This window comes from Saccharopolyspora sp. CA-218241, assembly GCF_050954615.1.
Classification (GTDB): Bacteria; Actinomycetota; Actinomycetes; order Mycobacteriales; family Pseudonocardiaceae; genus Saccharopolyspora; species Saccharopolyspora cebuensis.
Window position 1 is genome coordinate 2049240 of record NZ_CP191860.1, and the last position, 22955, is coordinate 2072194.

General features: G+C 75.8%; 27 protein-coding genes. 12 read left to right on the top strand and 15 right to left on the bottom strand.

Annotated features, from left to right (window positions below):
- The first annotated feature begins 27 nt into the window (after window positions 1-27).
- From ACQP0T_RS10000 to ACQP0T_RS10020, 5 genes are all read left to right on the top strand, one after another.
- Window positions 28-1218, top strand: coding sequence for a cytochrome P450 (locus ACQP0T_RS10000; protein WP_433872407.1), 1191 nt, complete (start codon window positions 28-30; stop codon window positions 1216-1218).
- A 59-nt stretch (window positions 1219-1277) separates the two neighbouring features.
- Window positions 1278-2216 carry a quinone oxidoreductase family protein gene (locus tag ACQP0T_RS10005; RefSeq protein ID WP_433872408.1) on the top strand — a complete coding sequence of 313 codons (939 nt, stop codon included), beginning with the start codon at window positions 1278-1280 and terminating at the stop codon, window positions 2214-2216.
- Between the two features lie 341 nt (window positions 2217-2557).
- The gene (locus tag ACQP0T_RS10010) at window positions 2558-3262 is read left to right on the top strand and encodes a GAF and ANTAR domain-containing protein (protein WP_433872409.1); all 705 of its coding nucleotides are present in this window, start codon (window positions 2558-2560) and stop codon (window positions 3260-3262) included.
- Between the two features lie 51 nt (window positions 3263-3313).
- Window positions 3314-3973 (top strand): HemK2/MTQ2 family protein methyltransferase, encoded by a 660-nt coding sequence (locus tag ACQP0T_RS10015; RefSeq protein ID WP_433872410.1) that lies wholly within the window; start codon window positions 3314-3316, stop codon window positions 3971-3973.
- A gap of 52 nt (window positions 3974-4025) precedes the next feature.
- The gene (locus tag ACQP0T_RS10020; RefSeq protein ID WP_345363258.1) at window positions 4026-4217 is read left to right on the top strand and encodes a CDGSH iron-sulfur domain-containing protein; all 192 of its coding nucleotides are present in this window, start codon (window positions 4026-4028) and stop codon (window positions 4215-4217) included.
- A gap of 41 nt (window positions 4218-4258) precedes the next feature.
- Here ACQP0T_RS10020 and ACQP0T_RS10025 read toward each other — a convergent pair whose 3' ends face one another.
- The 4 genes from ACQP0T_RS10025 to ACQP0T_RS10040 all read right to left on the bottom strand — a co-directional run bounded on the left by ACQP0T_RS10025 (window position 4259) and on the right by ACQP0T_RS10040 (window position 8300).
- A complete protein-coding gene (locus ACQP0T_RS10025; RefSeq protein WP_433872412.1) occupies window positions 4259-5260 on the bottom strand; it encodes an iron-containing redox enzyme family protein in 1002 nt (333 codons plus the stop codon).
- Between the two features lie 38 nt (window positions 5261-5298).
- Window positions 5299-6651 carry an FAD-dependent oxidoreductase gene (locus ACQP0T_RS10030; RefSeq protein WP_433872414.1) on the bottom strand — a complete coding sequence of 451 codons (1353 nt, stop codon included), beginning with the start codon at window positions 6649-6651 and terminating at the stop codon, window positions 5299-5301.
- A gap of 186 nt (window positions 6652-6837) precedes the next feature.
- A complete protein-coding gene (locus ACQP0T_RS10035) occupies window positions 6838-7725 on the bottom strand; it encodes an SRPBCC family protein (protein WP_433872416.1) in 888 nt (295 codons plus the stop codon).
- A complete protein-coding gene (locus ACQP0T_RS10040) occupies window positions 7725-8300 on the bottom strand; it encodes a hypothetical protein (protein ID WP_433872418.1) in 576 nt (191 codons plus the stop codon). Before ACQP0T_RS10040 ends, ACQP0T_RS10035 begins: the two co-directional genes overlap by 1 nt.
- Window positions 8301-8474: 174 nt before the next feature.
- On the opposite strand from ACQP0T_RS10040, the gene ACQP0T_RS10045 reads away from it, so the two are divergent.
- From ACQP0T_RS10045 to ACQP0T_RS10055, 3 genes are all read left to right on the top strand, one after another.
- Window positions 8475-9284, top strand: coding sequence for a hypothetical protein (locus tag ACQP0T_RS10045; RefSeq protein WP_433872419.1), 810 nt, complete (start codon window positions 8475-8477; stop codon window positions 9282-9284).
- Between the two features lie 5 nt (window positions 9285-9289).
- Entirely contained in the window at window positions 9290-9505 is a 216-nt protein-coding gene (locus ACQP0T_RS10050) for a hypothetical protein (RefSeq protein ID WP_433872421.1), read from the top strand.
- Window positions 9506-9686: 181 nt separating this feature from the next.
- Entirely contained in the window at window positions 9687-10970 is a 1284-nt protein-coding gene (locus ACQP0T_RS10055; RefSeq protein ID WP_433872423.1) for an MFS transporter, read from the top strand.
- 5 nt (window positions 10971-10975) lie between these two features.
- On the opposite strand, the gene ACQP0T_RS10060 is transcribed toward ACQP0T_RS10055, so the two are convergent.
- The 3 genes from ACQP0T_RS10060 to ACQP0T_RS10070 are packed head-to-tail and all read right to left on the bottom strand — an operon-like array spanning window position 10976 to window position 12538.
- Window positions 10976-11878: an alpha/beta hydrolase gene (locus ACQP0T_RS10060; RefSeq protein ID WP_433872424.1), complete on the bottom strand. Its 903-nt coding sequence runs from the start codon at window positions 11876-11878 to the stop codon at window positions 10976-10978.
- 31 nt (window positions 11879-11909) lie between these two features.
- Window positions 11910-12182, bottom strand: a complete 273-nt coding sequence (locus ACQP0T_RS10065; protein WP_433872425.1) for a hypothetical protein — start codon at window positions 12180-12182, stop codon at window positions 11910-11912.
- Entirely contained in the window at window positions 12179-12538 is a 360-nt protein-coding gene (locus ACQP0T_RS10070) for a phage holin family protein (RefSeq protein WP_345363226.1), read from the bottom strand. The genes ACQP0T_RS10065 and ACQP0T_RS10070 overlap by 4 nt, the downstream gene beginning before the upstream one ends.
- Before the next feature lie 319 nt (window positions 12539-12857).
- On the opposite strand from ACQP0T_RS10070, the gene ACQP0T_RS10075 reads away from it, so the two are divergent.
- Window positions 12858-12968: a lasso RiPP family leader peptide-containing protein gene (locus tag ACQP0T_RS10075; RefSeq protein WP_345363228.1), complete on the top strand. Its 111-nt coding sequence runs from the start codon at window positions 12858-12860 to the stop codon at window positions 12966-12968.
- A gap of 103 nt (window positions 12969-13071) precedes the next feature.
- Here ACQP0T_RS10075 and ACQP0T_RS10080 read toward each other — a convergent pair whose 3' ends face one another.
- Window positions 13072-13575 carry a hypothetical protein gene (locus tag ACQP0T_RS10080; protein WP_433872428.1) on the bottom strand — a complete coding sequence of 168 codons (504 nt, stop codon included), beginning with the start codon at window positions 13573-13575 and terminating at the stop codon, window positions 13072-13074.
- A gap of 61 nt (window positions 13576-13636) precedes the next feature.
- Window positions 13637-14212, bottom strand: a complete 576-nt coding sequence (locus ACQP0T_RS10085) for a helix-turn-helix domain-containing protein (protein WP_433872429.1) — start codon at window positions 14210-14212, stop codon at window positions 13637-13639.
- A gap of 47 nt (window positions 14213-14259) precedes the next feature.
- Between ACQP0T_RS10085 and ACQP0T_RS10090 the strand changes: the two genes are divergently transcribed.
- Window positions 14260-15117 (top strand): class I SAM-dependent methyltransferase, encoded by an 858-nt coding sequence (locus tag ACQP0T_RS10090; protein ID WP_433872430.1) that lies wholly within the window; start codon window positions 14260-14262, stop codon window positions 15115-15117.
- Window positions 15118-15159: 42 nt separating this feature from the next.
- Here ACQP0T_RS10090 and ACQP0T_RS10095 read toward each other — a convergent pair whose 3' ends face one another.
- Window positions 15160-16590, bottom strand: a complete 1431-nt coding sequence (locus ACQP0T_RS10095) for an MFS transporter (RefSeq protein WP_433872431.1) — start codon at window positions 16588-16590, stop codon at window positions 15160-15162.
- Between the two features lie 186 nt (window positions 16591-16776).
- Between ACQP0T_RS10095 and ACQP0T_RS10100 the strand changes: the two genes are divergently transcribed.
- Window positions 16777-17529, top strand: coding sequence for an SDR family NAD(P)-dependent oxidoreductase (locus ACQP0T_RS10100; RefSeq protein WP_433872433.1), 753 nt, complete (start codon window positions 16777-16779; stop codon window positions 17527-17529).
- Window positions 17530-17599: 70 nt separating this feature from the next.
- Window positions 17600-18088 carry a DinB family protein gene (locus ACQP0T_RS10105; RefSeq protein WP_433873657.1) on the top strand — a complete coding sequence of 163 codons (489 nt, stop codon included), beginning with the start codon at window positions 17600-17602 and terminating at the stop codon, window positions 18086-18088.
- A gap of 18 nt (window positions 18089-18106) precedes the next feature.
- Here ACQP0T_RS10105 and ACQP0T_RS10110 read toward each other — a convergent pair whose 3' ends face one another.
- The 5 genes from ACQP0T_RS10110 to ACQP0T_RS10130 form a co-directional block, all read right to left on the bottom strand.
- Entirely contained in the window at window positions 18107-19168 is a 1062-nt protein-coding gene (locus tag ACQP0T_RS10110) for a helix-turn-helix domain-containing protein (protein WP_433872434.1), read from the bottom strand.
- A 62-nt stretch (window positions 19169-19230) separates the two neighbouring features.
- The gene (gene mftE, locus ACQP0T_RS10115; protein ID WP_433872436.1) at window positions 19231-19905 is read right to left on the bottom strand and encodes a mycofactocin biosynthesis peptidyl-dipeptidase MftE; all 675 of its coding nucleotides are present in this window, start codon (window positions 19903-19905) and stop codon (window positions 19231-19233) included.
- Window positions 19902-21311 carry a mycofactocin biosynthesis glycosyltransferase MftF gene (gene mftF, locus ACQP0T_RS10120; RefSeq protein WP_433872438.1) on the bottom strand — a complete coding sequence of 470 codons (1410 nt, stop codon included), beginning with the start codon at window positions 21309-21311 and terminating at the stop codon, window positions 19902-19904. Before mftF ends, mftE begins: the two co-directional genes overlap by 4 nt.
- The gene (locus ACQP0T_RS10125) at window positions 21308-22090 is read right to left on the bottom strand and encodes a mycofactocin-coupled SDR family oxidoreductase (RefSeq protein ID WP_433872440.1); all 783 of its coding nucleotides are present in this window, start codon (window positions 22088-22090) and stop codon (window positions 21308-21310) included. The genes mftF and ACQP0T_RS10125 overlap by 4 nt, the downstream gene beginning before the upstream one ends.
- A complete protein-coding gene (locus ACQP0T_RS10130) occupies window positions 22087-22953 on the bottom strand; it encodes a mycofactocin-associated electron transfer flavoprotein beta subunit (RefSeq protein ID WP_433872442.1) in 867 nt (288 codons plus the stop codon). The genes ACQP0T_RS10125 and ACQP0T_RS10130 overlap by 4 nt, the downstream gene beginning before the upstream one ends.
- Window positions 22954-22955 lie beyond the last annotated feature (2 nt).

The following is a 22955-nucleotide window of genomic DNA, read 5'->3' on the forward strand; positions in this document are numbered from 1 at the left end:
GGGCGGTGGCACGCGGGGAGGGCGGTCATGGCGGAGGTTCCGGAGGTGCTCGACGGCGCGCGGATCCACCAGCAGGCGGACGCGTTGCGGGCGGCGGGTCCGGCGGTCCGGGTGCGGTTGCCGGAGGGCGGTGAGGTCTGGTCGGTCACCCGCGGCGAGGTGATCACCCGCCTGCTGGCCGATCCGGTGATCGTCAAGGACGCGCGGTGGAGCCTGCCGGGCGCGCGCCCGGGGGAGTGGCCGTGGTTGTTCCCGGCGGTCCGGGTGGCGGAGCCGGAGCCGGTCGACGGGGTGCGCCACGAGCGGCTGGCCGCGCTGGTCCGCGAGGCCTTCACCGCCGATCGCATCGCCGCGCTGCGTCCCGAGGTGGCGGCGCTGGTCGACTGCCTCCTGGAGAACATGGCCAACGGGCGCACCGGCGGGGCGGTGGACTTCCGCGCTTCCTTCGCCGCGCTGCTGCCCTCGCGGGTGATCTGCGCGCTGCTCGGCGTGCCCGACGCGCTCCGCGCCGAGCTGCGGGGTGCGCTGGACGACGTGCTCGACGCGGGTGCGGGCCGAGTGCCCAAGCGGGAGGAGCTGCTCGACGCCCTGCGCGCGTTGGTCCGCAGCAAGCGCGAGCGCCCCGGGGACGACCTGACGAGCGCGCTGCTGCACGTCGACCGGCTCACCGACACCGAGCTGCTCGGCGTCCTGGCGCTGCTGGTCGGGGCGGGCAGCGGCACCGTCGTCTCGCTGCTCGACCACGCCGTCTACGAGCTGCTGCGCGACCCGGCGCAGTTGGAGGAGGTCCGCACGTCCGACCGGTGGCCGGACGTGGTGGACGAGGTGCTGCGGCTGCACCCGCCGATCGTGCACCTGCCGCTGCGCTACGCGACGGCCGACGTCGACCTCGGCGACGGGGTGGTGATCGCGGCGGGCGAGCCGGTCCTGATCGGCTACGGGGTGCCCGGCCGCGATCCGGCGGTGCACCCGGAACCGGCGCGCTTCGCGGTGGACCGGGTGGACAAGGCGCACCTGGCGTTCGGCCACGGCGTGCACCGGTGCCTGGGCGCCCCGCTCGCCCGGATGCAGGCCGAGGTGGCGCTGCCGAGGCTGTTCGACCGGTTCCCCGATCTGGCGCTGGCCGAACCGACCGGCGTGCCGCCCCGGCGCCCGTCCTACATCGGCAACGACTTCAGCAGCGTGCTGGTGCACCTGGGCGGATCCCACTCGCACTGAGCCCGCGCGTCGGTGCCGGGCCGGGAATAGCGCTGCCGGGGGCGGTGTTGCTGGTGGACATGCGAGTTGTGGGAGCCACCGAGTACGGCGGACCGGAGGCGCTGCGCGTCGTCGAGGTCCCGGAGCGGCACGCCGGTCCGGGCGAGGTGCGGGTGCGGGTGCGCGCGGCCGCGGTCAACCCGACCGACACCTACGTCGCCAGCGGGGACCGGAAGAAGGCGCAGCAGGAGCAGGAACCGCCGTACGTGCCGGGCATGGACGTCGCGGGCGTGCTCGACGAGATCGGTGAGGGGACGAGCACGGACCTGGCGGTCGGCGAGCACGTGATGGCGATCGTGGTGCCCTCGGGCTCCCACGGCGGGTACGCGGAGAGCCTGGTGCTGCCCGCCGGCTCCGTGGTGCGGGTGCCCGCCGGGGCCGACGACGTCGCCGCCTCGACGCTGCCGATGAACGGGCTGACCGCCCGCCGCGCGCTCGACCTGCTGGCCCTGCGCCCGGGCCAGGTGCTCGCGGTGACCGGTGCGGCCGGTGCGTTCGGCGGGTACGTCATCCAGCTCGCCAAGGCCGAGGGCCTGCGGGTGATCGCGGACGCGGCCCCGAAGGACGAGGAGCTGGTCCGCGAGCTCGGTGCCGACGTGGTGGTCCCCCGGGGCGAGGACGTCGCCCAGCGCATCCGCGAGGTGGAACCCGACGGGGTGGACGCGGTCGCCGACGGCGCGGTGCAGAACGAGCAGGTGCTCCCCGCGGTCCGCGACGGCGGGGCGGTCGCCACGGTGCGGTTCTGGCGCGGCGAGGCGGAGCGGGGCATCGCCCTGCACCCGGTGCTGGTGGTGGACTACGCCGAGGAGCGGGAGCTGCTCGACCGGCTGCGCGCGCAGGTCGAGGACGGCACGCTGACGCTGCGGGTCGCCCGGACCTTCCCCGCCGAGCAGGCGGCCGAGGCGCACCGGACGCTGGCGGCGGGGGGAACCCGGGGCCGTCTGGTGCTGGAGTTCTGAGGTCCGGTCGGTCCCACCGCGCCGCTCGGTGCGGTGGGACCGACCGGACCCCGCTCGGACTGGTCCACTGCGGACGGTGGTCCGGAGGTGGCGGTCGGTGACGACACCGTGACGAGATGCGTCGCGGTGCGCGAGCCGGCCTCGTCCGCGGTGGTGCGCTGCTGTGCACAAGGGACGGACCCCGCCGCCTCCGCGAGCGCCGATCATGATCCCCTCCGAGTGAGGGAAGAACGCCTTTGTTACTCTGAGTCGGTACGCCGGTTGAGGACCTAGCCGCGCTGGTGCCCCGCAAGCTTTGGGATATGCGTCCCGGAGCCCGAGGGGCTACGAGGAGACGCGGGATGAGGAACGAGACCGGCTACGAACTCGCACGAGCGCTGAGCGCGGCGGCGCGGCGCTTCGACGCCGAACAGGACGTCGACGCGACCCTGCGCGCGATCACCGACACCGCCGTGCGCACCGTGCCGGGCGTCGACCACGCGGGCATCAGTTGGGTGGAGCGCCGCCGGTTCGTCCCGAAGGCCGCCACCCACGAGCTCGTCGCCCACTGCGACCGGCTCCAGTCCGAGCTCGGCGAGGGGCCGTGCGCGCAGGCGATCCGGACCCGGGGCGCCGTCTACGTCGCGGACATGGCCAGCGAGCGCCGCTGGCCCGCCTTCGCGCCGAAGGCCGTCGAGCGGGGCGTGCGGAGCATGGTCTCCGTCCAGCTCCACGCCGGCGCCGAGACGCTCGGCGCGCTGAACCTCTACGCGCTGGGCGCGGCCATCGACCCGGCCGCGCTGGGCGTCGGCGAGCTGTTCGCGACCCACGCCGCGATGGCGCTGACGGTCAAGCGGCGCGATGACCAGCTCAACCGGGCGGTGGCCACCCGCGACGTGATCGGCCAGGCCAAGGGGCTGCTGATGGCGCGCGAGGGCATCGGCCCGGACGCGGCGTTCCGCTTGCTGGTCGCGGCTTCCCAGGACACGAACCGGCGGCTCGCCGAGGTGGCCCGGATGCTGGTGGAGGAACACCTGCGCGGCGTCGGCGACCCGCCGTCGGCATGACCCGGCGGGTGCGGGGTTTTCCGCGCTGCCCGGTGAGGTATCCCCGGTGGTGTGCGACTGGTGCGCTTGCCCGGTGTCTACCGCCCGCAGGGCGACACCGGGTTGTTGGCCGAAGCCCTGCTCGACGCGGGTCTGCGCCCGGGGAGCGCGGTGCTCGACGTGGGCACCGGGACGGGCGCGCTGGCCATCGCGGCGGCGCGGGCCGGGGCGGGTCGGGTGCTGGCGGTCGACGTCTCCCGCCGGGCGGTGCTCGCCGCCCGGCTGAACACGGCGCTGCGCGGCCTGCCGGTGCGGGTGGCGCGGACCGACGTGCTCCGCCAGGAGTTGCTGGAACGCTTCGACGTGATCGTGTCCAACCCGCCCTATGTCCCCGCTTCCGAGTCGACCGTGCCGACGCGCGGGCGGGCGCGGGCGTGGGATGCCGGGCGCGACGGGCGGGCGCTGCTGGACCGGCTCTGCGCGCTGGCCCCCGCGCTGCTGCGCCCGAGGGGCACGCTGTTGCTGGTCCACTCCGCGCTATCCGATGTGGACACCACGCTGCGCCGGTTGCGCGGGAGCAGGCTGGCCGCCTCGGTGGTGGCCCGCCGCAGGCAGGAGTTCGGCCCGGTGCTGCGCGGCCGGACCGCGCTGCTGGAGGACCGGGGGCTGATCGCGCCCGGACAGCGGGAGGAGGAATTGGTGGTGGTGCGCGGTGAGCGCCCGGCCGACTGACGACCGGTGGACCGACGACCGCGGCGGACCGGGTGGCCGGGACCGGCGCCGGGTGACGCTCGTGCGCGGCGGACCGGTCCTCGTCGAAGGCCCCGTGGAACTGGTCTGCGACGACGGCACCGCGGTGACCTCGGATCGGGTCGTGGTCGCGGTGTGCGCGTGCCGCCGCAGCCGCCGCTACCCGTTCTGCGACACCAGCCACCGGCGCGGCGCCGGCCGCAGCCGCCGCGGTCCCGAGGACTGAGCGGCTGCCGCGCCGTCCCCGCAGGCGGGTTCGCGGGCGCCTCAGGCGGAGCGCAGCGAACTGGTGCGCTGCCGCCAGCACCGCGCGAGGTGCGCGCTCAGCGCGTCCTCCAGCGCGGTGGTCGCCCGGATGCCCAGCAGCACGTCGCCGCGCAGGCCCGGCTCCCGGTCGAGCAGGTCGCCGATGACGTCGCGGCGCATGAGCTGCTCGTGCACCGCGTCGGCCTCCACGTGCTCGGTGAAGAAGAACTGGCACGCCGGGTCGGCGCCGACCCGGCGCAGTCCGTGGGCGATCCGCTCGGCGCTGGGCGCGGTGGTGATCTCGGCGGCGCTGAAGTGCCCGACCAGCGCCCCGCGCAGCGCCCGGTGCAGCCCGAACAGCGACATCAGGTTGACCAGCGCGAGCTGCGGCGCGGGCACTTGGTCGAAGTAGTGCAGGTAGTCGTCGGACATCCCGGCGCCCACCAGCAGGTCGCCGAAGAGGCGGGCGTGGACCCGCTCGCCCCGCCCACCGCCGAACTCGTCGAACTCGACGGCCATCAGCGAGGCCTTGGCCTGGCCCTGGAGCCGGGGCACCGCCCAGATGTGCGGATCGGCCTCCTTGAGGTGGTAGATCGAGCGGTGCGCGAAGAACTCCTGGAACTGCCACCACTCGGCCTCGTCGCGCAGGTGCTGGGGCACGCTGCCCTCGCCCGGCTCCACCAGCAGCGCGTCCAGCGCCTCGGTCAGGTCGTCGGGGCCGTCGGCCTCGTCCCGCAGCGCGGCCAGGAAGTTCCGCTCCAGCGCGGCGCGCAGCCGCAGCAGCTCGGGCTCCCACTCCCAATCCGGGGAGACGCCCGCGAAGCCCCGGTAGTGCAGTTCGTAGCAGGTGTGCAGGGCCACCGCGAGGTCCTCGCCGCGGGGATCGGCGCGCTCGGCCTCGTCGAGCGGCAGCGGCCCCGGTGGGGGTGGGGCGGCCAGCGCGTCGAGCACGGCCGCGGACACCGGCCCCCGGGAGCGCGGCAGCGGCGGCGACGTGCTCGCCTGGTCGGGCGCGGTGGTCATCGGTGGCAACAGCACCTCCCGTGTTCGTCGACGTGCGGTCAGGACGGCGGTTTCGGTTCCTTCGACGGCAGCGGGCGCACCGCCGGGCCTTCCAGCACCCCGCCGTCGACGTCGAACCGGGAGCCGTGGCACGGGCAGTCCCAGGTGCGCTCGGCGCCGTTGAACCGGACCAGGCAGCCCAAGTGCGTGCAGCGCAGTCCGACCGCGTGCAGCCCGCCGTCGTCGTCCCGGTAGACGCCGCTGAGCTCCACGCCGTCGCGGACGATCCGCGCCTCGCCGCTCGGGATCTCGTCGACCTCCTCGACCTGCGAGCGCACCATCCGGTCGGCCGCGAAGTGGGCGCCGACGCGGAGGTTCATCTTCCCGAGCACCGGTGCGGCCCGGGGCGAGACCCGGTTCGGCGACAGCGCTTCGGCCCACGCGTTGTCCTGGCCGGTGATGAGGTCGGCGAGCACCGTCCCGGCGAACGTGCCACCGGTCAGGCCCCACTTCATGAACCCCGTGGCCACGTAGGTGCGCGCGGACACCGGGGTGTACTGGCCGACCATCGGGAAGCGGTCGTAGGGCACCGGGTCCTGCGCCGACCACCGGTGCGTCACCTCCGCGACGTCCCAGTGCTCCCGGGCGAAGGCCTCCAGCCGGTCGTAGGGCCCCGTCCCGGCCACCGCCCCGGTCGGATGCCCTTCCCCGGCCAGCACGAGACGACCGTCGTAGGAGCGGATCGACCGGGTCGGCTGCCCGGTGTTGATCCCGAGGTCCTGCGGCGCGTCACCGCGGATGCGCGCGGCCAACGCGTAGGAGCGATGCGGTTCCAACCGCGCGAAGTAGAAGCCCCGGTCCCAGACGGGGTAGTGGGTGGCGACCACGACGCGGTCGCCGACGGCGGCGCCGTGCTCGGTCTCCACCCGGCACGGCGAACCCTCGCGCAGGCGCAGTGCCCGGGTACCTTCGAAGATCGCGCCGCCCGCGCGCACCAGCGCCGCGGCCAGGCCCAGCGCGTAGCGCACCGGGTGGAACTCGATCTGGTCGTCCAGCTTGACCGCCCCGGCCACCGGGAACGGCAGGTCGACCACGGTGCTGAACGTGATGGGCAGACCGGCTTCCCGCGCGGCCTGCGCCTCCTGCTCCACGGCGGGCAGATCGCTCGCCCCCGTGGCGTAGGTGTAGGCGGGCCGGCGCCGCAGGTCGCACTCGATGCCCTCCTGCTCGGCGAGCCGGGCGATCTCGGCGACCGCGTGGGTGTTCGCCGCCGCGTACACCTGGGCCGCCTCGGTCCCGCGGTGCGCGCGGATGGCGCTGTGGACCGTGGACTGCAACGCCGTGGCCTTGGCGGTGTTGTACGCCGTGGTCGCCCCGGCGACCCGGCCCGCCTCGACGACCGCGACCCGCACCCCCGCCGCGCCAGTTGCAGGGCGGTGGTGAGCCCCGCGATCCCGGCGCCGACCACCACCACGTCGCAGCGGTGCTCCCCGCGCAGCGCCGGGTGCTCCGGCCGGTCGACCTCGGACCACAACGAGTCGCGCACATCGTCCATGCCGGGCGGGATACCCGGGCGGGCCGGTCGCTACGCCTGCGGATCAGCGCCGCCGCGAGCGCCGGGGAGCCCGCTCCTGTTCCTGCTCTTGTTCCTGCTCTTGTTCCTGCTCTTGGTCCTGCCCCTGGTCCTGGTCGTCGCTCATGGCGTCCTCGTGGCTGCGCACCACTTCCTCGTCGCGGATCTCACCGCGCCAGCCCGGGGTGTCCTCCTGCTCCAGGATCGTGCGGGTCATCATGTGCCGCTTGATGTGCCGGAAATCCGCCCGCGCCCGGCGGCCCTGCGCCCGCCACAGCGCGGCGGTCTTCTCCAGGAACCCGTCCGGGCGGTACTCCAGCACGAGCAGCACGCGGGTGAGGGTCGGCGTCAGCTCGTGGAACGTGACGGCGCCGTCCACGGACCCCTTCGCGCCCTCGGAGCGCCAGACGATCCGCTCGTCCGGGACCTGCTCGACGATGGTCGACGTCCAGGTCCGGTGCGACAAGAAGATCTGCGCTCGCCAGCGCGCCGTCGCGTCGTCGTCGTGCTCGACGGACTCGACCTTGCGGGTGAACTCTGGGTAGTCGCCGAACTGGGTCCACTGGTCGTAGACGACCCGCAGCGGCAACCCCACGTCGACGTTCTCGACGATGTTGACGACCTTGCCGCCACCGCCGCCGCCACCGCCTCCTCCGCCGCTTCCGCCGGAGGAGCCCGTGGCCTTCTCCTTCACCTTGGAGGCGGCGGAGCCCAGCACCTGGCGGGCACCGCCCCCGCCGGTGAGCGCGGCGGCCAGCCCGGACCCGTCGTTGTCCACCACGTCGGTGAGCCGGTCGGCCAGCCGGTCGACCTTGTCCTCGACCACTCCGACCAACCGGGACACCGCGGCGTCGAGCAGGCCGCGCGCGGCCTGCTCCAGCCGCCCCACCGGGTCGTCCTCGCGCTCGGCCATCACGCCCCCCTCCTCGTGCGGGTGGAACCACCACCGGAGGTCCTCGCGCCGGAGGACCGGGACGTGGCGGGCTTGCGCGGGCGGGCGGGCGCGGCCGGGCGGCGCCGGGGCGCGGGGACCTGCTCCTCGAGCTCGTCCTGCTCTTCCTGGCCCTGGTCGTCCTGGTCCTGGTCGCCCGCGTCCTGCTCCTCGCCGCGGTCCCGGCCCCGCTTCCGTTGGACCCGTCCGCGCTCCTGGTCGTCCTGGTCCTGGTCGCGCTCGCCCTCGCTGGACCCCGATCCCCCGGCGGCCCGCGTGAGCGAGTCGGTGAGCGCCTCGATCCGGTGGGTGGCCGCGGAGGTGGCCGCGCTCCGGGCGACGTCGAACAGGCGTCCGCGCAGGCTCTCGCCGAGTTGCCGCAACTCGGGCGAGGAGGTCACCGCCTCGCCCGCTTTGTGCAGGAGCGCCTGGGAGCCCCCGCCCAGCCGCTTGCCCGCCAGGTAGCCGCCGACGGCGAAGGCGAGCTTCGCCTTGCGGCTCCGCCCGAGGGCGTAGCCGACCGCGACAGCGGTCGCGATCCGTGGTCCTGCCTTCATCCGCTCGACCTCCCGTGCCACGGCGTGCCGGTCCCGCTCCGCGCGTGCGGGCTGCGTTGACGGTACGAGCGGGGCACCCTCGGAACCCGGGTCCAAAGGCCCTACTCGCCCGGCGGGCCGTGCACTACGGGTGGAGGAACGCGGAGGCGCGCACGGTCGGAGGGGGAGGCGGACATGGTCGACGGCACCGACGGCACCGAGGGCGGCGAGGACCGGCAGGAGATCAACTCGGCGGAAGCGCGGCGCAAGGGCGAGCCCGACGTGCACCTGGACGTGCCGGACCTGCGGGTCGACGAGCTCAACCTGGAGGTCTCCGACCTGCGCGCCAAGGTGTCGTTGCAAGCCGAGGTCGGTGACCTGCTCAAGCTCAACGTCGGGGTGGACGCCGTGCTCGGCCGGGCCGCGCTGGAGCTCAAGGGCGTCGAGGCGCAGGCGCTGCTCGACGTCCGGCTCGACGAGGTCGCCTCGATCCTGGAGAACGTGCTGCGCACCATCGACCGGCATCCCGAAGTCCTGCAGCACGTCGCGCGCGGCGTGAAGTCGGCGGCCGTCGGCCTCGGATCGGCCGCCGAGCAGGTCGGCCGCGGCGCGGGTGCGGCGACCGAGGAGATCGGCGAAGGCGCCGGGGCGGCCACCCGCGAGGTCGGCGAAGGCGCCGGGTCGGCGACTCGCGTGGTCGGTGAGGGGGCCGGGTCGGCCACCCGCTCGCTGGGAGTCGGTGCGGAGTCGGCGACCGAGGACGTCGGGCGCACGGCCCAGGACGTCGGGGGAAGTGCGGGCCGGACGGCGGAGGACGCCGGCGCAGCGGCCCGCGACACCGCCTCGGGTGATTCCGGCGGGGACGCCGAGGAAGGCGAGGGCGGCGCGGACCCTTCCGAGCAGGCCGGCCGGGAGCGGTGGGAGCGACGACGCGCGGCGCGGCGGGAGCACCGCCCACCACCGCGCCGGGAACGGTCGGCGGGCCGTCGGGAGCCGCGGCGCTGAACCCGGTGGTCTCCTACTCGGGATCGCTGCGGGCGCGGCGGCTCACCGCCGACGAGGTCAGCGGGAACCGGTTGAGGTTCACCGGTCGGTCGGCGCACCGGGTGCGCTCGGGCGGCGACCGGGTGAACTTCCCGAGTCGGCTGGAGCCGGGGACGCCGTACCGCGACGTGCGGGTGCGGCGGTGGTTCAGCACCGGCCTCCACCCCGATGACTACTCCTAGTGTGCAATTTTGTGGCTGACCGTCCGCGACTGTCGCTCTGACGTGGTTGTTCTTGAGAGGGCAAACACAAAGAGTGTTCATCGCCGCGGATTCGCTGGCACGGTCGTATCCGTGCCTCGGGGTTCCTGCCTGGGGCGTTGTCCCCGTGAAAGGACCCGTGTTGCGCGCCCGACTCAGGACGATGTTCCGCGCGCTGAGGCATCCGAACTACCGGCGCTGGGCCGTCGCCGACTTCGTCTCGGTGACCGGCGCCTGGATGCAGAACCTGGCGCTGAACTGGTACGTGCTCACCGAGACCGGTTCCCCGGGGCTGCTCGGCCTCTCCCTGCTGTTCCAGACGCTGCCCGGGGTGCTGCTGGCCTCCTGGTCGGGCGCGCTGGCCGACCGCTGGCCCGCCAAGCGCATCATCTTCGTGACGCAGTCGCTGCACGGGCTGCTCGCGCTCGTGCTGGCCGCTTGCGCTTTCCTCGACGGACCGCTGGCCGGTGTCTACGCCATCGCGCTGGTCTCCGGCGTGGTCAGCGTGTTCGACGGTCCCGCGCTGGGCCGCTTCGGGGCCCAACTGGTCGCGCGGGAGGACTTGAGCAACGCCCTCGGCCTGGGGTCGATCCTGAGCTCCGGCGGTCGCATCCTCGGCATGGGGCTGGCGGGTGCGCTGGTCGCGGTCACCGGCGTGCCGCTGCTGTTCGTGCTCAACGGGCTGAGCTTCATCGCGGTGCTGGTCGCGATCGCGCGGGTGCGCGACGACCAGCTCTACCCGCTGGCCACCAGCGACGCCGCGCGCACCGGGGTCAAGGCGGGCCTGAAGTACGTGCTCGGCCACCGGCCGCTGGTCGTGATGTTCCTGCTCAGCTTCGTGCTGTCCTGCCTGGGCCGCAACTACCAGGTGACGATGGCGGCGATGGCCAACGGCCCGCTCGGCGCCGGTGCCTCCGGCTACAGCACCCTGTCGGTGGTGTTCGCGGTCGGCACCGTGGTCGGCGGGCTGGTCGCGGCGGCCTTCCGCCAGCTCACCCTGAGCCTGCTGCTGTTCGCCGCGATGATCACCAGCGCCCTGCAGTTCGTCAGCGGGGCCTCGGGGACGATCTGGCAGTTCGCCGCCATCATGTTCCCGATCGCGATCGGCGCGGTGGTGCTCGACACCGCCACCAGCACCCGGATCCAGCTCGACACCGACGAGGACATGCGCGGCCGGGTGCTCGCGGCCAAGGCCATGGTGACCGCCGCCTCCGGTGCGGTCGGCGGACCGCTGCTCGGCTGGCTCTCGGAGCTGTCCGGTCCGGGCTGGGCGCTGGAGGTCGCCGGGATCGTCACCGTCCTGGCCACCGGTGTCGCCTGGCTGGCCTTCGCCCGGATGCCGGAGCGCCGCGCCCTGCCCGCCCGCTCCCGGTGGGCGCGGTTGGCGGAGGTCGCTCCGGTCCCGCAGCCCGCCCGGCCCGCGACGGCGGGTGCTGCGGCGAGCTGACCGGCTCAGCGCGCGGCGGGCACCGACTCCAGCAGCGCCGCCAGCCGCCGGGTCGCCTGCCGGGCCTCCGGCAGGTCCTGGAGCATCCAGCCGTGGAACATGCCGGGGTACTCCTCGTAGTCCAGCGGGACGGCGTGCTGGGCGGCCAGCTCCCGGAACCGGCGGGCGTCGGACAGCAGCACGTCCCGGGTGCCGCTGAACACGACGGTCGGCCCCAACCCGTCCAGACCGCCGTAGAGCGGGCTGACCCGGGGGTCGTGCGGGCTGAGGCCGTCGGCGTAGAGCAGGCCGGCCTCGCGCAGCCCGGGGCGGCTCAGGTACGGATCGGTCCGGTCGAGCCCCGCCATGGCCGGGTGGGCGGCCGAGATGTCCAGCCAGGGCGAGATCAGCACGGTGCGGCGGGGCAGCGGCCGGTGCTGGTCCCGCAGCCACTGCGCCAGGTGCAGGCCCAACCCGCCGCCGGCGGAGTCGCCCATGACGACCTGCCGGTCCGGAGCCAGCTCGCCGAGGGCGCGTTCGTAGCACTCCTCCACCACGGGCAGCACCTCCCGGTGGGTGTGCTCCGGCGCGAGCGGGTACAGCAGCACCGTCACCGCGCACCCGGTCGTCCGCACCAAGCGGTCCAGGAAGTGCCAGTGAGCCCCTTCGATGCCGTGCACGTACGCGCCGCCGTGCAGGTACAGCACGTGGTACGGGGCCGGACCCGACTCCGGGGTGATCCGGAAGTACGGGAAACCGCGCACGTCGTGGCAGGAGATCCGGCAGCCGCGGAACGCCCCGCGCGGCACCCGGGGCACCGCCGACGGGTGCCGGATGCTCTCGTGCAGCTTGTCGACGTCGGAGAACACGCGCTTGCGCCGGGTGATCCGGTACTTCGCGATCACCGCTCGGCTGCGCAGGCTCGTCATCGCAGAACACCTCCGCGGCGGGGGCGTCGGGTCAGCTCCGGCACGCCCGGGAGACGGCGTAGGCGACGGCGGCCGCCACCGCGACCGCGGCGACCGCGCCGAGCACCGGTGGCGGGACCCCGGTGGCCCGGCTGCGCTGCGCGTAGCGGTGCGCCGCCGCCTTCGACCGCCCGGTGACGTCGGTGCGGTGCCGCAGCTCGTGCAGCGTCTCCGCCAGCTCCTGCTTGGCCAGGTCGTGCTCGGCGCGCAGCCCCGCGGGCGGATCGCCGTCGGACAGGTGCCGGCTCGGGCGTTCCGTGGTCATTTCCGCACCGCCTCGCTCAGCTCGTGGTAGTCGTCGTTGACCGACTCGACCAGGCCGCCGCGCTGCCCCGGCACGGTGCGGCGCAGCCGGGTCCGCCCGACCAGCGCCGCGATCCCGGCGGCGGCCAGCAGCACGGCGGCCACGATCAGCGCGGACAGCCAGGCGGGCAGCACCAGCGCCAGCGCCAGCACCGCCACGGCCACCAGCGTCGCGCCCCCGAACATCGCCAGGATCCCGGCGGCGCCGAACATGGCGGCACCGATCCCGGCCTGCTTGCCCTTGGTCTGGAGTTCCCGCTGCGCCAACCGCATCTCGCTGCGCACCAGGCGGGTGAGCTGGTCGCTCAAATCGGTCATGAGCTGCGCGGTGGATCGGTCGGTCGCGGGTTGGCCGTGAACGGGTTCCACTCGGGTCGTCATGGTGGACCTCGCGATCTCGTCGTGGCGTTGTCGCGCGGTCGCGGTCGGCGACCGCTTCCACTCCGGTGGCCTACCCGGACCGGGCCGCCGCCATTCCTCACCGCGCCGAACGGCGCGGCGGGCCCGCGGCCGGGTGGCACCGCTGCGGAACGCGGGTGAACTCCGGTCGCCGGGGCCTCAACCCGCCCGGATCGCCGCCGATCACCGGAGCAGGTGCCCGCGCCGGGCGCCACCGCCCACGACGAGGAGGCACGGCATGACCGACACCTACGCCGCACCCGAGCTGACCGAGGTCGGCGAGTTCGCCGCCGACACGCTGGGGCTGGGCGGCGTGCTCTACGACGCCACCGCTCGGCACTCGTACTGAGCCGCTCGCGGAGCCGCTGAGGGGGCCGAGCAGCTGAGGGGCCGGGCGCCGGGTCCGGCCCCTCAGCGCGCCGCACGGCGGCGGGTCCGCGCCCGGGGAGCGCTCAGCCGCCGCCGAAGGTCCGCGCGGCGGCCTGGATCCGCAGCTCCTCCAGCGCCTCGAGCTGGTGGTCGGCGCGGGTGATCAGGTCGCGGAGCCGGTCGGCGTCGAGCCGCCGGTCGGTCTCGGCGCGACTGAGCAGGGTGCGCCACCCGGCGGCCTTGCCGCGCACGCCGAGCGCCAGCATTTCCAGCTCCAGCACCGAGCTCAGCGGGGTGGGCGTCCACAGCGCACCGTTGAGCTTGAGCCGCCCCGCCTTCTCCGCCAGCCAGGCGAGGGCCACCTTGTGCGGGGCGACGCGGACACCGATCGAGCGCATGGCGCCGTGCAGCGAGGCCCGGTCGGCCCGGATCTCCCGGGCCAGCGCGTCGAGCTCGCGCCCCGTGGCCGTTCCCCGGTGCCTGCGGGCGATCCGGGCGGCCAGCGCGGTACCGAGGGTCGACCCCGCGAGGTGGTCGTTGAGGTAGATGCCCAGCATCCGTTCCGGGTTCGGTGGTGACGTTGCCACGGTGACCTCCGATGGTTCGGGCCCCCGAGCTACCCCGCGGCGCGTCACCCCAACCGGGTCGTCAGGTGGCCTCGGGGTCGTGCAGGTGCGCGCGTTCCCCGTCGTGGTCGAAGAGGGTCAGGATCTCCACGGGTCCGTCGGCGGCACCGATCGCGTGCGGGACCATGGTCGAGAACTCGGCCGCCTCGCCCGCGCCGACCTCGATGGTCCGCTCCCCGAGCCGCAGCCGGGCCGTGCCGGAGAGCACGGTGAACCACTCCCGCCCCGGATGCACGGCGAGCTCGTCCACCACCCGTTGCGGGGTGATCCGCATCTTCGCCACGCTCACGCCGTGCAGCGCCCGCTCGCGGGAGAGCAGCCAGGTCGTCACCCCGCGGGTGTGCTCGGGTTCCGGCCGGATCACCACGTCCTCGTCCTCGGCGGACTCGACGAGCTGGTCCAGCGTGGTGCCGAGGGCGCGGGCGAGGGGCACGAGCTGGTCGAGGGCGATCCGGCGGTGCCCGGTCTCGATGCGGCTCAGCGTCGACGGGCTGAGGTAGCAGCGGGCGGCCAGGGCGTCCAGCGACCAGCCGCGCGCCAGCCGCAGCCCGCGGATCCGCTGCCGGATCAAGCCGTCCAGGACGTTTTCTTGCGTCATCGGCAAGAGCATATGCCTCGGACGCAGGACGCGTCTAGTCTGAACGCATGGCACAGCACTCGGACCACCACGGCGACGGCGGGCACGACCACGGCGCGCTCGCGGACCTGCTCGAACGCGACGCCGAGGTGTTCGCCGCGTACCTGGACGACCTGGTGGCGTGGGTCGCGCGCCACGCTCCGGACGACCCGCGCGCGATCGTCGACCTGGGGGCGGGCCCCGGTGCGGGTGGTTTCGCGCTGGCCGGGCGCTTCCCGGCGGCCGAGCTGGTGGCGGTCGACCGGTCGGAACCGATGCTGGAACGCCTCCGCGCGGCGGCGCGCGGGTCGGACCTGGCCGACCGGGTGCGTGCGGTGCGGGCCGACCTGGACGCGGGCTGGCCCGAGGTCGGGGCGCCGGACGTCGTGTGGGCGGCCTCGCTGCTGCACGAGGTCGCCGACCCGGACCGGCTGCTCCGCGAGGTCCGGGCCGCCCTGCGGCCCGGCGGGCTGCTGGCCGTCGTCGAGCTGGACGACCTGCCGTTCTTCCTGCCCGCCGACGTCGGCCGGGGACGGCCCGGCCTGGAGGCCCGGTGCCACGAGGTGGTGGCGCAGGCGCGCTGGAACGCCCACCCCGACTGGCGCTCCCAGCTGGAGCACGCCGGTTTCGACGTCGTCGGGCAGCGGTCGTTCGCCGCCGAGGCGGACCCGGCGCCGCCGAGCGCCGGGCGCTACGCGCACGGTTACCTGAGCCGGATCCGCGCGGCCTTCGCCGACCGGCTGGACCCCGACGACGTCGAGGTCCTGGACCACCTGCTCAGCGCCGACGGCCCCGAGTCCGTCCTGCACCGCCGGGATCTCGTCGTCCGCGGCACCCGGACCGCCTGGGCGGCCCGGCCGTCCGGCGCCGACGAGGTCACCGGATGAGCGGATCCGCCCGCACGAGGGCCGTCCTCGCGCGGCACCGGGTCAGCGGACGGTGCCCGGGCGGCCGGCCAGGACGGCGGCGACGAGCTGGACGGCGCAGGCCGCGCAGAGCAGGAGCAGCGGGGCGCGGGTGTCGGCGGTGAAGTCGTGCGCCAGGGTGATGGCGGCCAGGCCCGCGGCGGTGAGCGCGTAGCCGCCGCCCTGCGCCATCGCCGAGAGCCGGGTGGTCTCACCGGTGGAGGTGGTGCTCTCCGGGATCAGCGCCAGCGCCAGGGACAGCGCGGCCATCCCGGCGCCGAGCAGCAGCGCCCACAGCACCGGCAGCGCGGCGGGCGCGATCAGCAGCCCGAGCAGCCCGAGCCCACCGCCGAGCGTGGTGGCGACCAGCCACGGGGCGTAGGAGTCGCGGCGTCCGGCGCGCAGGGTCGCGATCAGCGACACCACGATCGAGGCGCCCATGCTCAGCGCGGTGAGCTCGCCCGCTTCGATCGCGGTCATCCCGGCCCGGTCCCGGAACAGCACGGGCTGCCAGGACAGCAGGGTGACCGCGAACAGCGACTGGAGCCCGAAGAACACCGTGATCTGCCACGCCCGCGCCGAGCGGACCAGCGAGCGCCCCGGCGCGGGCGCGGCGGCGCGCCGAGGGCTACCGAACCGCAGGAACGGCAGCCACGCCAGCAGCGCCACGACGGCGGGGACCGACCACAGCGCGACCCCGGTGCGCAGTCCCGCCGCGGTGCTGAGCACCGGCGTGCTCCAGCCCGCGAGCCCCGCTCCGACGCTGATCGTCGCGGCGTAGGCCAGGGTGAGCGTGCCCGCGTGCTCCGGGCTCTGCTGCTTCACCGCCGCCGGGAGCACCACGTTGAGCAGCGCCAGGGAGCAGCACGCCGCCGCGGTCCCGACCAGCAGCAGACCCCCGCCGCCGAACGCCCGCACCCCGAGCGAACCCGCCAGCATGCCGAGCCCGCCGGTGATCGTCGCCGAGGCGCCCCAGCGCCGCTGCAACCCCGGTCCGGCCAGCGCGGCACCGGCGAAGCACACGGCGGGCAGCGCGGTCACGCCCGCGACGACCACGGTGCGCAGGTGCAGCGCCGAGCGCAGTTCGGGCAGCACCGATCCGGCGCTGGCGATGCTGGCCCGCAGGTTCAGCGCGGTCAGCAGGATCGCCGCGACCCACCACAGCATCCGCCAGCGGGGCGGCGACGGCTCCCGGACCATCGGGATCAGCGCCGTCGTCGCGCTCGCCGCGGGGTCGACGAGCGGGGTGACCGCGGTGATCTCCTCGGTGGCCGCTTCGACCGGCGCGGTGGTCTCGGTGTCTCCGTGGAGCGGCGCGGTGGTCTCGGTGTCTCCGTGGATCGGAATGGTGGTCTCCACGGCCGGAATCGGTTCCGTGCGCGCGTCCTCGGGGATCGGAGTGGTGCGCTCCAGACCGCCCAGCGCCGGGGGCAGCGGACAGGTCGCGTCGTTCACCCGCGGCCCTCGGCGGCGAGCGGCGTTCGTGATCGGTGCGCCAACACCGCACCAGTGGATCACGCACCGCACCCGCTCGTGCACGCGGTCCGGCCCGCACCGCTCGGATGCCGGGGTTCCGACGGCGCGCGCTCGACATCGGTGCCGTGATCGGGTTCCCTCGGGGCACGACACCGAGGAGGGTCCATGAAGGAGCTGTTCGCGCTCGACGGCCGCACCGCCGTGGTGACCGGAGGCGCGCAGGGCATCGGCGAGGCGATCGCCACCGGGCTGCGGGACGCCGGAGCGCGGGTGTTCATCTGCGACGTCAACCCGGAGACGGGCGAGGCCACCGCGCAGCGGCTCGGGGTCGAGTTCGTCGCCGCCGACGTCACCGACTCCGCCGCCGTGGAGACCGCGTTCCAGCACGTCGCCGACACCGCCGGGTCGCTGGACATCGCGGTCAACAACGCGGGCGTGGTGCAGAACCTGCCCAGCGAGGAGCTCAGCGACGAGGACTGGCGGCGCGTGCTGTCGGTCAACCTGGACGGGGTGTTCTACTGCTGCCGCGCGGCCGGGCGGCTGATGCTCGCGCAGGGCTCCGGCAGCATCATCAACACCGGCAGCATGAGCGGGCACATCGCGAACCGGCCGCAGCCCCAGTCGGCCTACAACACCGCCAAGGCGGGGGTCATCCACCTGACGAAGTCGCTGGCGGGCGAGTGGTCGTCGCGCGGCGTGCGGGTCAACTCCATCTCGCCCGGCTACGTCGGCACCGAGCTCACCAAGCGCGGCATGGGCAACGAGGAGTGGCGGCGGGTCTGGCTGGAGGGCACCCCGCTCGGCCGCGTCGGGGAGCCGACCGAGATCGCCCCCGCGGTGGTCTTCCTCGCCTCCGACGCGAGCAGCTACTGCACCGGGACCGATCTCGTGGTCGACGGCGGCTACACGGTGTGGTGATCGGCCGCGCCGCGTGGCGCTGTCGGTGCGGTCGGGCAGGATGGCGACCGTGAGCACAACCGAACGCATCATGCCCCCGCTGGACGCCGACGAGCGCGCCTCGTTGGAGAGCTGGCTGGACTTCTACCGCGCCACCCTGGCGCAGAAGTGCGACGGACTGACCGACGGCCAGCTCCGCGAGGCCGCGGTGCCGCCCTCCCCGCTGACCTTGCTGGGCGTGGTGCGGCACATGGCCGAGGTCGAGCGGAGCTGGTTCCGCCGGGTCCTGGCCGAGGAGGACGCGCCGCCGATCTTCGCCGCGGAGGGGACCTCCGCGCACGACGGCGGTTTCGAGTTCGACGCGGACGCCACCGGCGAGCAGGCGGTGTCCTGCTGGCGCGCCGAGATCGCGCGGGCGGAGGACAACTGCGCCGCCCGCGGCCTCGACCACACCAGCTCGTTCCACGGCGGGCAGGTCACGCTGCGGTGGATCTACCAGCACATGATCGGCGAGTACGCCCGCCACTGCGGCCACGCGGACCTGCTGCGCGAACGGATCGACGGGCGCACCGGGGTCTGAGCGCCCGTCCTCGGGAGCTCAGTGGCGGGCGAGCACGGCGGCGGTGTGGCAGGCGCCGAGCCCTTCGGCGCGGGAGACCACCCGCCCGGCCTCGATCCGCACCGCCACCTCGGTGTCATCGCGCACGGCGGTCACCCCGGCCGCGGCGGCGAGGACCCCGGAGGAGTCGCAGACCACCTGGAGGCCGGGCCAGGCCCGCTCGGGGAACGACGCCCGCAGGCATCCGCCGAGGTCGACGATGGCCAGCCGGACCAGTCCGGCGAGTTCGCCGGGGTCCTCGGTGACGGCCACGGCGGTGACCCGAGCATCGGCCGGGGCGGCCCGCACCGCGTCCTCGACGCCGGAGAGCCGGTGCACGCCCAGCACGGCGACCACGCCGTCGGCGTCGAGCCGGGCCGGGCGCCCGCGCACCAGGTCGGCGGCCTCGGGCGGGGACCACGGTTCGTCGGCGGGCTGCGCGGGCGGCGCGAACGACGGCGGGTGCCAGGCGTCCTCGAAGTCCTGATCGGCCAGCCGGGCGCAGGTGCGCGCCACGTCGAAGGGTTCGCCGAACCCCGGCGCGGCGGCGGCCAGCCGGCTCGCGCCGTGCAGGGTGGTCAACGCCGCCGCGGCGGCGCGCACCCGCCGCCCGCCCGGGGCCAGCCGCTCCAGGGCCAACCCGAGCAGCAGCGCGTCGACCCGCACGAGCTGGGCGAACGGCCGCCGGATGCGCGGATCGCCGAGCACCTCGGGGATCAGGTCCACGTCGATCCGGGCGTCGCCGTGGCGCTCGTCGGTGGCCAGCGGCAGCCGGGACAACCAGGTCCGGGCGAAGGCGCCGAGGGCGTCCCCGCCGGTGCGGACCGAGTCCGGGGCGGCCGGGACGGGGGCGTTCTCGGCGGCCTCGGCGAGCACCGCGAAGTACAGCGCCCGCTTGCCCGGGAAGTTGGAGTACACCGCACCCCGCGTCAGCTCGGCCCGCTCGGCGATCCGGTCCACCTTGGCCTCGCGGAACCCGCGCTCGGCGAACTCCTCGCGCGCCGCGCGCAGCACCTTGCCGCGGTTGAGCCGCTGCGCTTCCGCCCTGCTGAGCCGGGCCACCCGAATCCCCTCCCCGGTCGTCGGTGCGGACCAACGATACTGCCCGCTCCGGCGGGGTCCGGTCACCGCACGCCGTCGACGGCGGCGGCGAGCTCGGCGCTCCAGGCGGCGAGCAGCCGCTCCCCGTCGGCGGCGGTGGCGCCGCGCGGGTCGCCGAGCACCCCGCCGGGGGAGACGGCGCGCACGCCGCGGGCGCGCAGCCGGTCGATCAGCTCGGGCAGCGGTGCGGTGTTGCCCGCGGCCACGAGTTCCGCGCGCACCGCGTCGGCGCGCAGCGCGAGCAGCACCGCGGTCTCGGTGAACCCGGCGTGGCTGTCGTCGGCGGGGCCGCTCGGTTCCCACGCCGCGACCCGCCGCCCTTCGGCGCGCAGCCGGGACACCGCCCGGCGCACCGGGGCCCGGTTCCCGCCGTGCGCGCTGACCAGGACGACCCCGGCGAAGGCGTCGGCCGAGCGCACCAGCTCCACCAGCAGCAGCTCGGTGGCGGCCTGGCCGAGGGAGAGGGTGCCGGGGAAGCCGGCGTGCTCGCCGCTGGAGCCGTAGGCGACCGGCGGCGCCAGCACCACGTCCGCGCGGCTGCCGGCCACCCGCTCGCACAGCGCGACCGCGATGTCGGTGTCCACCGTGCACGGCAGGTGCGGCCCGTGCTGCTCGGTCGCCCCGACCGGGACCAGCAGCGCGCTGCGGCCGGCCACCGCGCCGACCTCGGGCCAGGTCAGATCGGACAGCCGCGTCATGCGCCGCGCACCGGGACGCTGGATCGACCGGGCAGGTCGGTCAGGTGCGGCAGCAGGGCACCGGCGGAACGCTCGCGCAGCGCGCCCCAGCAGACCCCGGCGCCGTAGGCGAGGTCGTCGGCGAGCCGCGCCGCCGTCCACCGCACCGGATCCAGGTCCGGCCGTTCGCGCCACCACGCCACCAGGTGCCGGGCCGCGATCAGGCCCGCGGCGATCCGGCCGGACCGGGTGCGCAGCAGCGGCCAGGCCAGCGGTGCCCACGGGCGGGCGAGGGCGTCGGCCAGCAGCCGGACCGCGCCGAGGTGGCCGAGCGCGGCCAGCCGCACCGCCTCCCGGCGCGGGACGCCGACCCGGCCGAGCTTGCGCACCAGCAGCGCCGCGCTGGTGGCCACGAGCGCGGCGCCGGTCCCCCGGCGGCCCAGCAGCAGCGCGGCCCAGGCCGCGGCGCTCCACACCGACAGCCGCACCGGCGCCACCGCGCTGCCGTGCCGCCGCGACAGCGGGGTGGCCGAGGTGCCGTAGGCGAAGCGCTGTCGCACCCATCCCGCCCAGCTCGCACGGGGGGCGTGCCCGACCTCGGCGGCGGGTTCGTAGCGCACCTGGTGCCCGGCCGCGACCAGCCGCCACACCAGGTCCACGTCCTCGCCGAACCGCAGCGACTCGTCGAAGCCGCCCACCTCGGCCAGCGCCTCGGCGCGCACCACCAGCGCCGCCGAGGGCACGTGGCCGATCCGGCCGCCGGGGCGGACCGGGCCGGGTCCGGCGCCGAGGTCCAGCGACGACCGGGCGCGTTCGTAGCGGGCCAGCGCACCCCGGCCGGGAAGGCTGCGCACCCGGGGCGCCACCGCGGCCACCGCCGGGTCGCCGAACTGGGCCAGCAGCGGATCCAGCCAGCCCGGCGGCGGCGCGGTGTCGGCGTCGAGGAACGCCACCAGCGGTGCGGTGGTGCGGTGCCACCCGGCGTTGCGGGCCGCCGCCGGGCCGCGCGGACGCCGGTGCCGGACGGCGGCGCCCGGCACCGGCGCGGCCGAACCGTCGTCCACGACCAGCACGTCGGCCACCCCGGCCACCGCGTCGGCCACCCGGGCGGCCCCGGCGGTGTCGTCGCGGACCGGGATCACCACCGCCACGTCGGCCGGGCCCCACCGGGACGCCGGGTACCGCGGGTGGGCGAGTCCGCTGTGGATGATCCGGTCGGCCAGCGCCCGTTCCGCCGCGCGCGGGGTGACCGGATCGCCGTCCAGCCAGCGCGCCACCAGCGCGGCCCCGGCCCCACCGAGCCGCAGCACCCGCAGCGGGGACCCGCCGAGCAGCGCGCGCCCGCCGTCGAGCACCCGCAGCGACGGGTCGGGGACCAGGTGGAGCGCGCCCGGCCCCGGCGGGTCGGGCGGGTGCGGGTCGCTCACGCGGTGAACCCCCCGTCGGCGTGCACCACGGTGCCGGTCACCGCCGAGGACGCCGGACCGCACAGCCAGCACACCGCCGCGGCCACCTCCGCCGGTTCCAGCAGCCGGTCGACGAGCTGGTGCCCGCTGAACTCCTCGACGTCGTCGAGGTCGTAGAGCGCCGCGGTCGCGGTGAGCATCGCGGTGCGGGTCGAACCCGGCGACACGGCGGTCGCGGTGATCCCGGTGCCGCGCAGATCGGTGGCCAGCCCGCGGATCAACCCGACCACGGCGTGCTTGGCGGCGTTGTACCCGGCGAGGTGGTAGAGCCCGCGGTGCGCGGCGGCCGAGGCCAGCGCCACGAACCGGCCGCTGGGCCGGGGCCGGCGCAGCATCGCGGGCACGGCCGCGGCGGCCAGGTGCGCCACCCCGCGCACCCCGACATCGAACAGCGCGTCCCACTCCGCCGCCGGGGATTCCCACAGCGGTCGGCCGCCCGCCATCACCGCCGCCGCGGCGACCGCCGCGTCCAGCCCGCCGAACTCGTCCTCGGCCACCGCGACCGCCTCGCGCAGCGCGGCCGGGTCGCGGACGTCGGCGACCACGTCGCGCACCGCGCCCGGATGGCGCCGGGCCAGGGCGCGCAGTTCCGCGCGGGTGCCCAGCGGGTATGCGGCCCCGGCGACCTCGCCGCACAGGTCCGCGGCCACCACCCGCCAGCCGTCCCCGGCGAGCTGCTCCACGACGGCGGCGCCGATGCCCCGGGCGGCTCCGGTGACCACGGCGACCCGGGGGCTCACCGGTGCTCCTCGGGCAGGTACCCGTGCCGGTCCAGGTAGGACAGCAGCACCTCCGCCGCCGCCGCGGAGGATCCGGGCGTGCTGAGCACCGGAGGTTCGGCCGGGACGGCACCGCCGGTGAGCTCGCGGATGCGGTGCAGCGGCGCGTCTCCCGAAGGCGCCGGGAGCTCCCGGGCCCGCGGCCGGTGCGCCCGGACCTCGCCCCAGCGCACCGCTCGCGCCGGTTCCGGCTCCACCGCCTCGACCACCGGGACGTCCCGCCGCCGCGCCGCGCGCACCGCGGCCAGCCCGGCCCGGCGCAGCGGCAGGCCGCCCTCCACCGACACCACGGCGGGGGCGCGCAGCCGCAGCAGCTCCCGGCGTCCGCCGTCGATCCGGCGCCGCACCAGCAGCTCCGCGCCGTCGGCCTCGACGTCCACCGCGCCGAGGGCCTGCCGGGCACCGAGCAGCGCGGCCAGGAACGCGGGCACCGCGCCGGTCCCGCCGTCCGGCGAGCGGTCCCCGCACAGCACCAGCGCGGGCGCGCGGTCCCGGATCGCGGCGGCCAGCGCCGCGGCGGTGGCCGCACCGCCGTCCGGGCGAGGTCGCGGCGCCGCCGCTTCCGCGCGGTGCACCCGCAGCGCCTCGTCGGCCCCGGCGGCCAGCGCCGCGCGCAGCGGCCCGGCCGCTCCCGGCGGTCCCACCGACACCGCCAGCACCCGCCCGCCGCAGCGCTCGGCCAGCCGCAGCCCGCGCTCCAGCGCCGCCTCCTCGGCCGGGCCCGGACCCCGGTCCCGCTCGTCGGCGGTCGCCGTCCCGGTCAGCGGGTCCACCGCGACGCGGCGCCACGACCAGCTCAGCGCCACCACGATCAGCGCAGCCACGA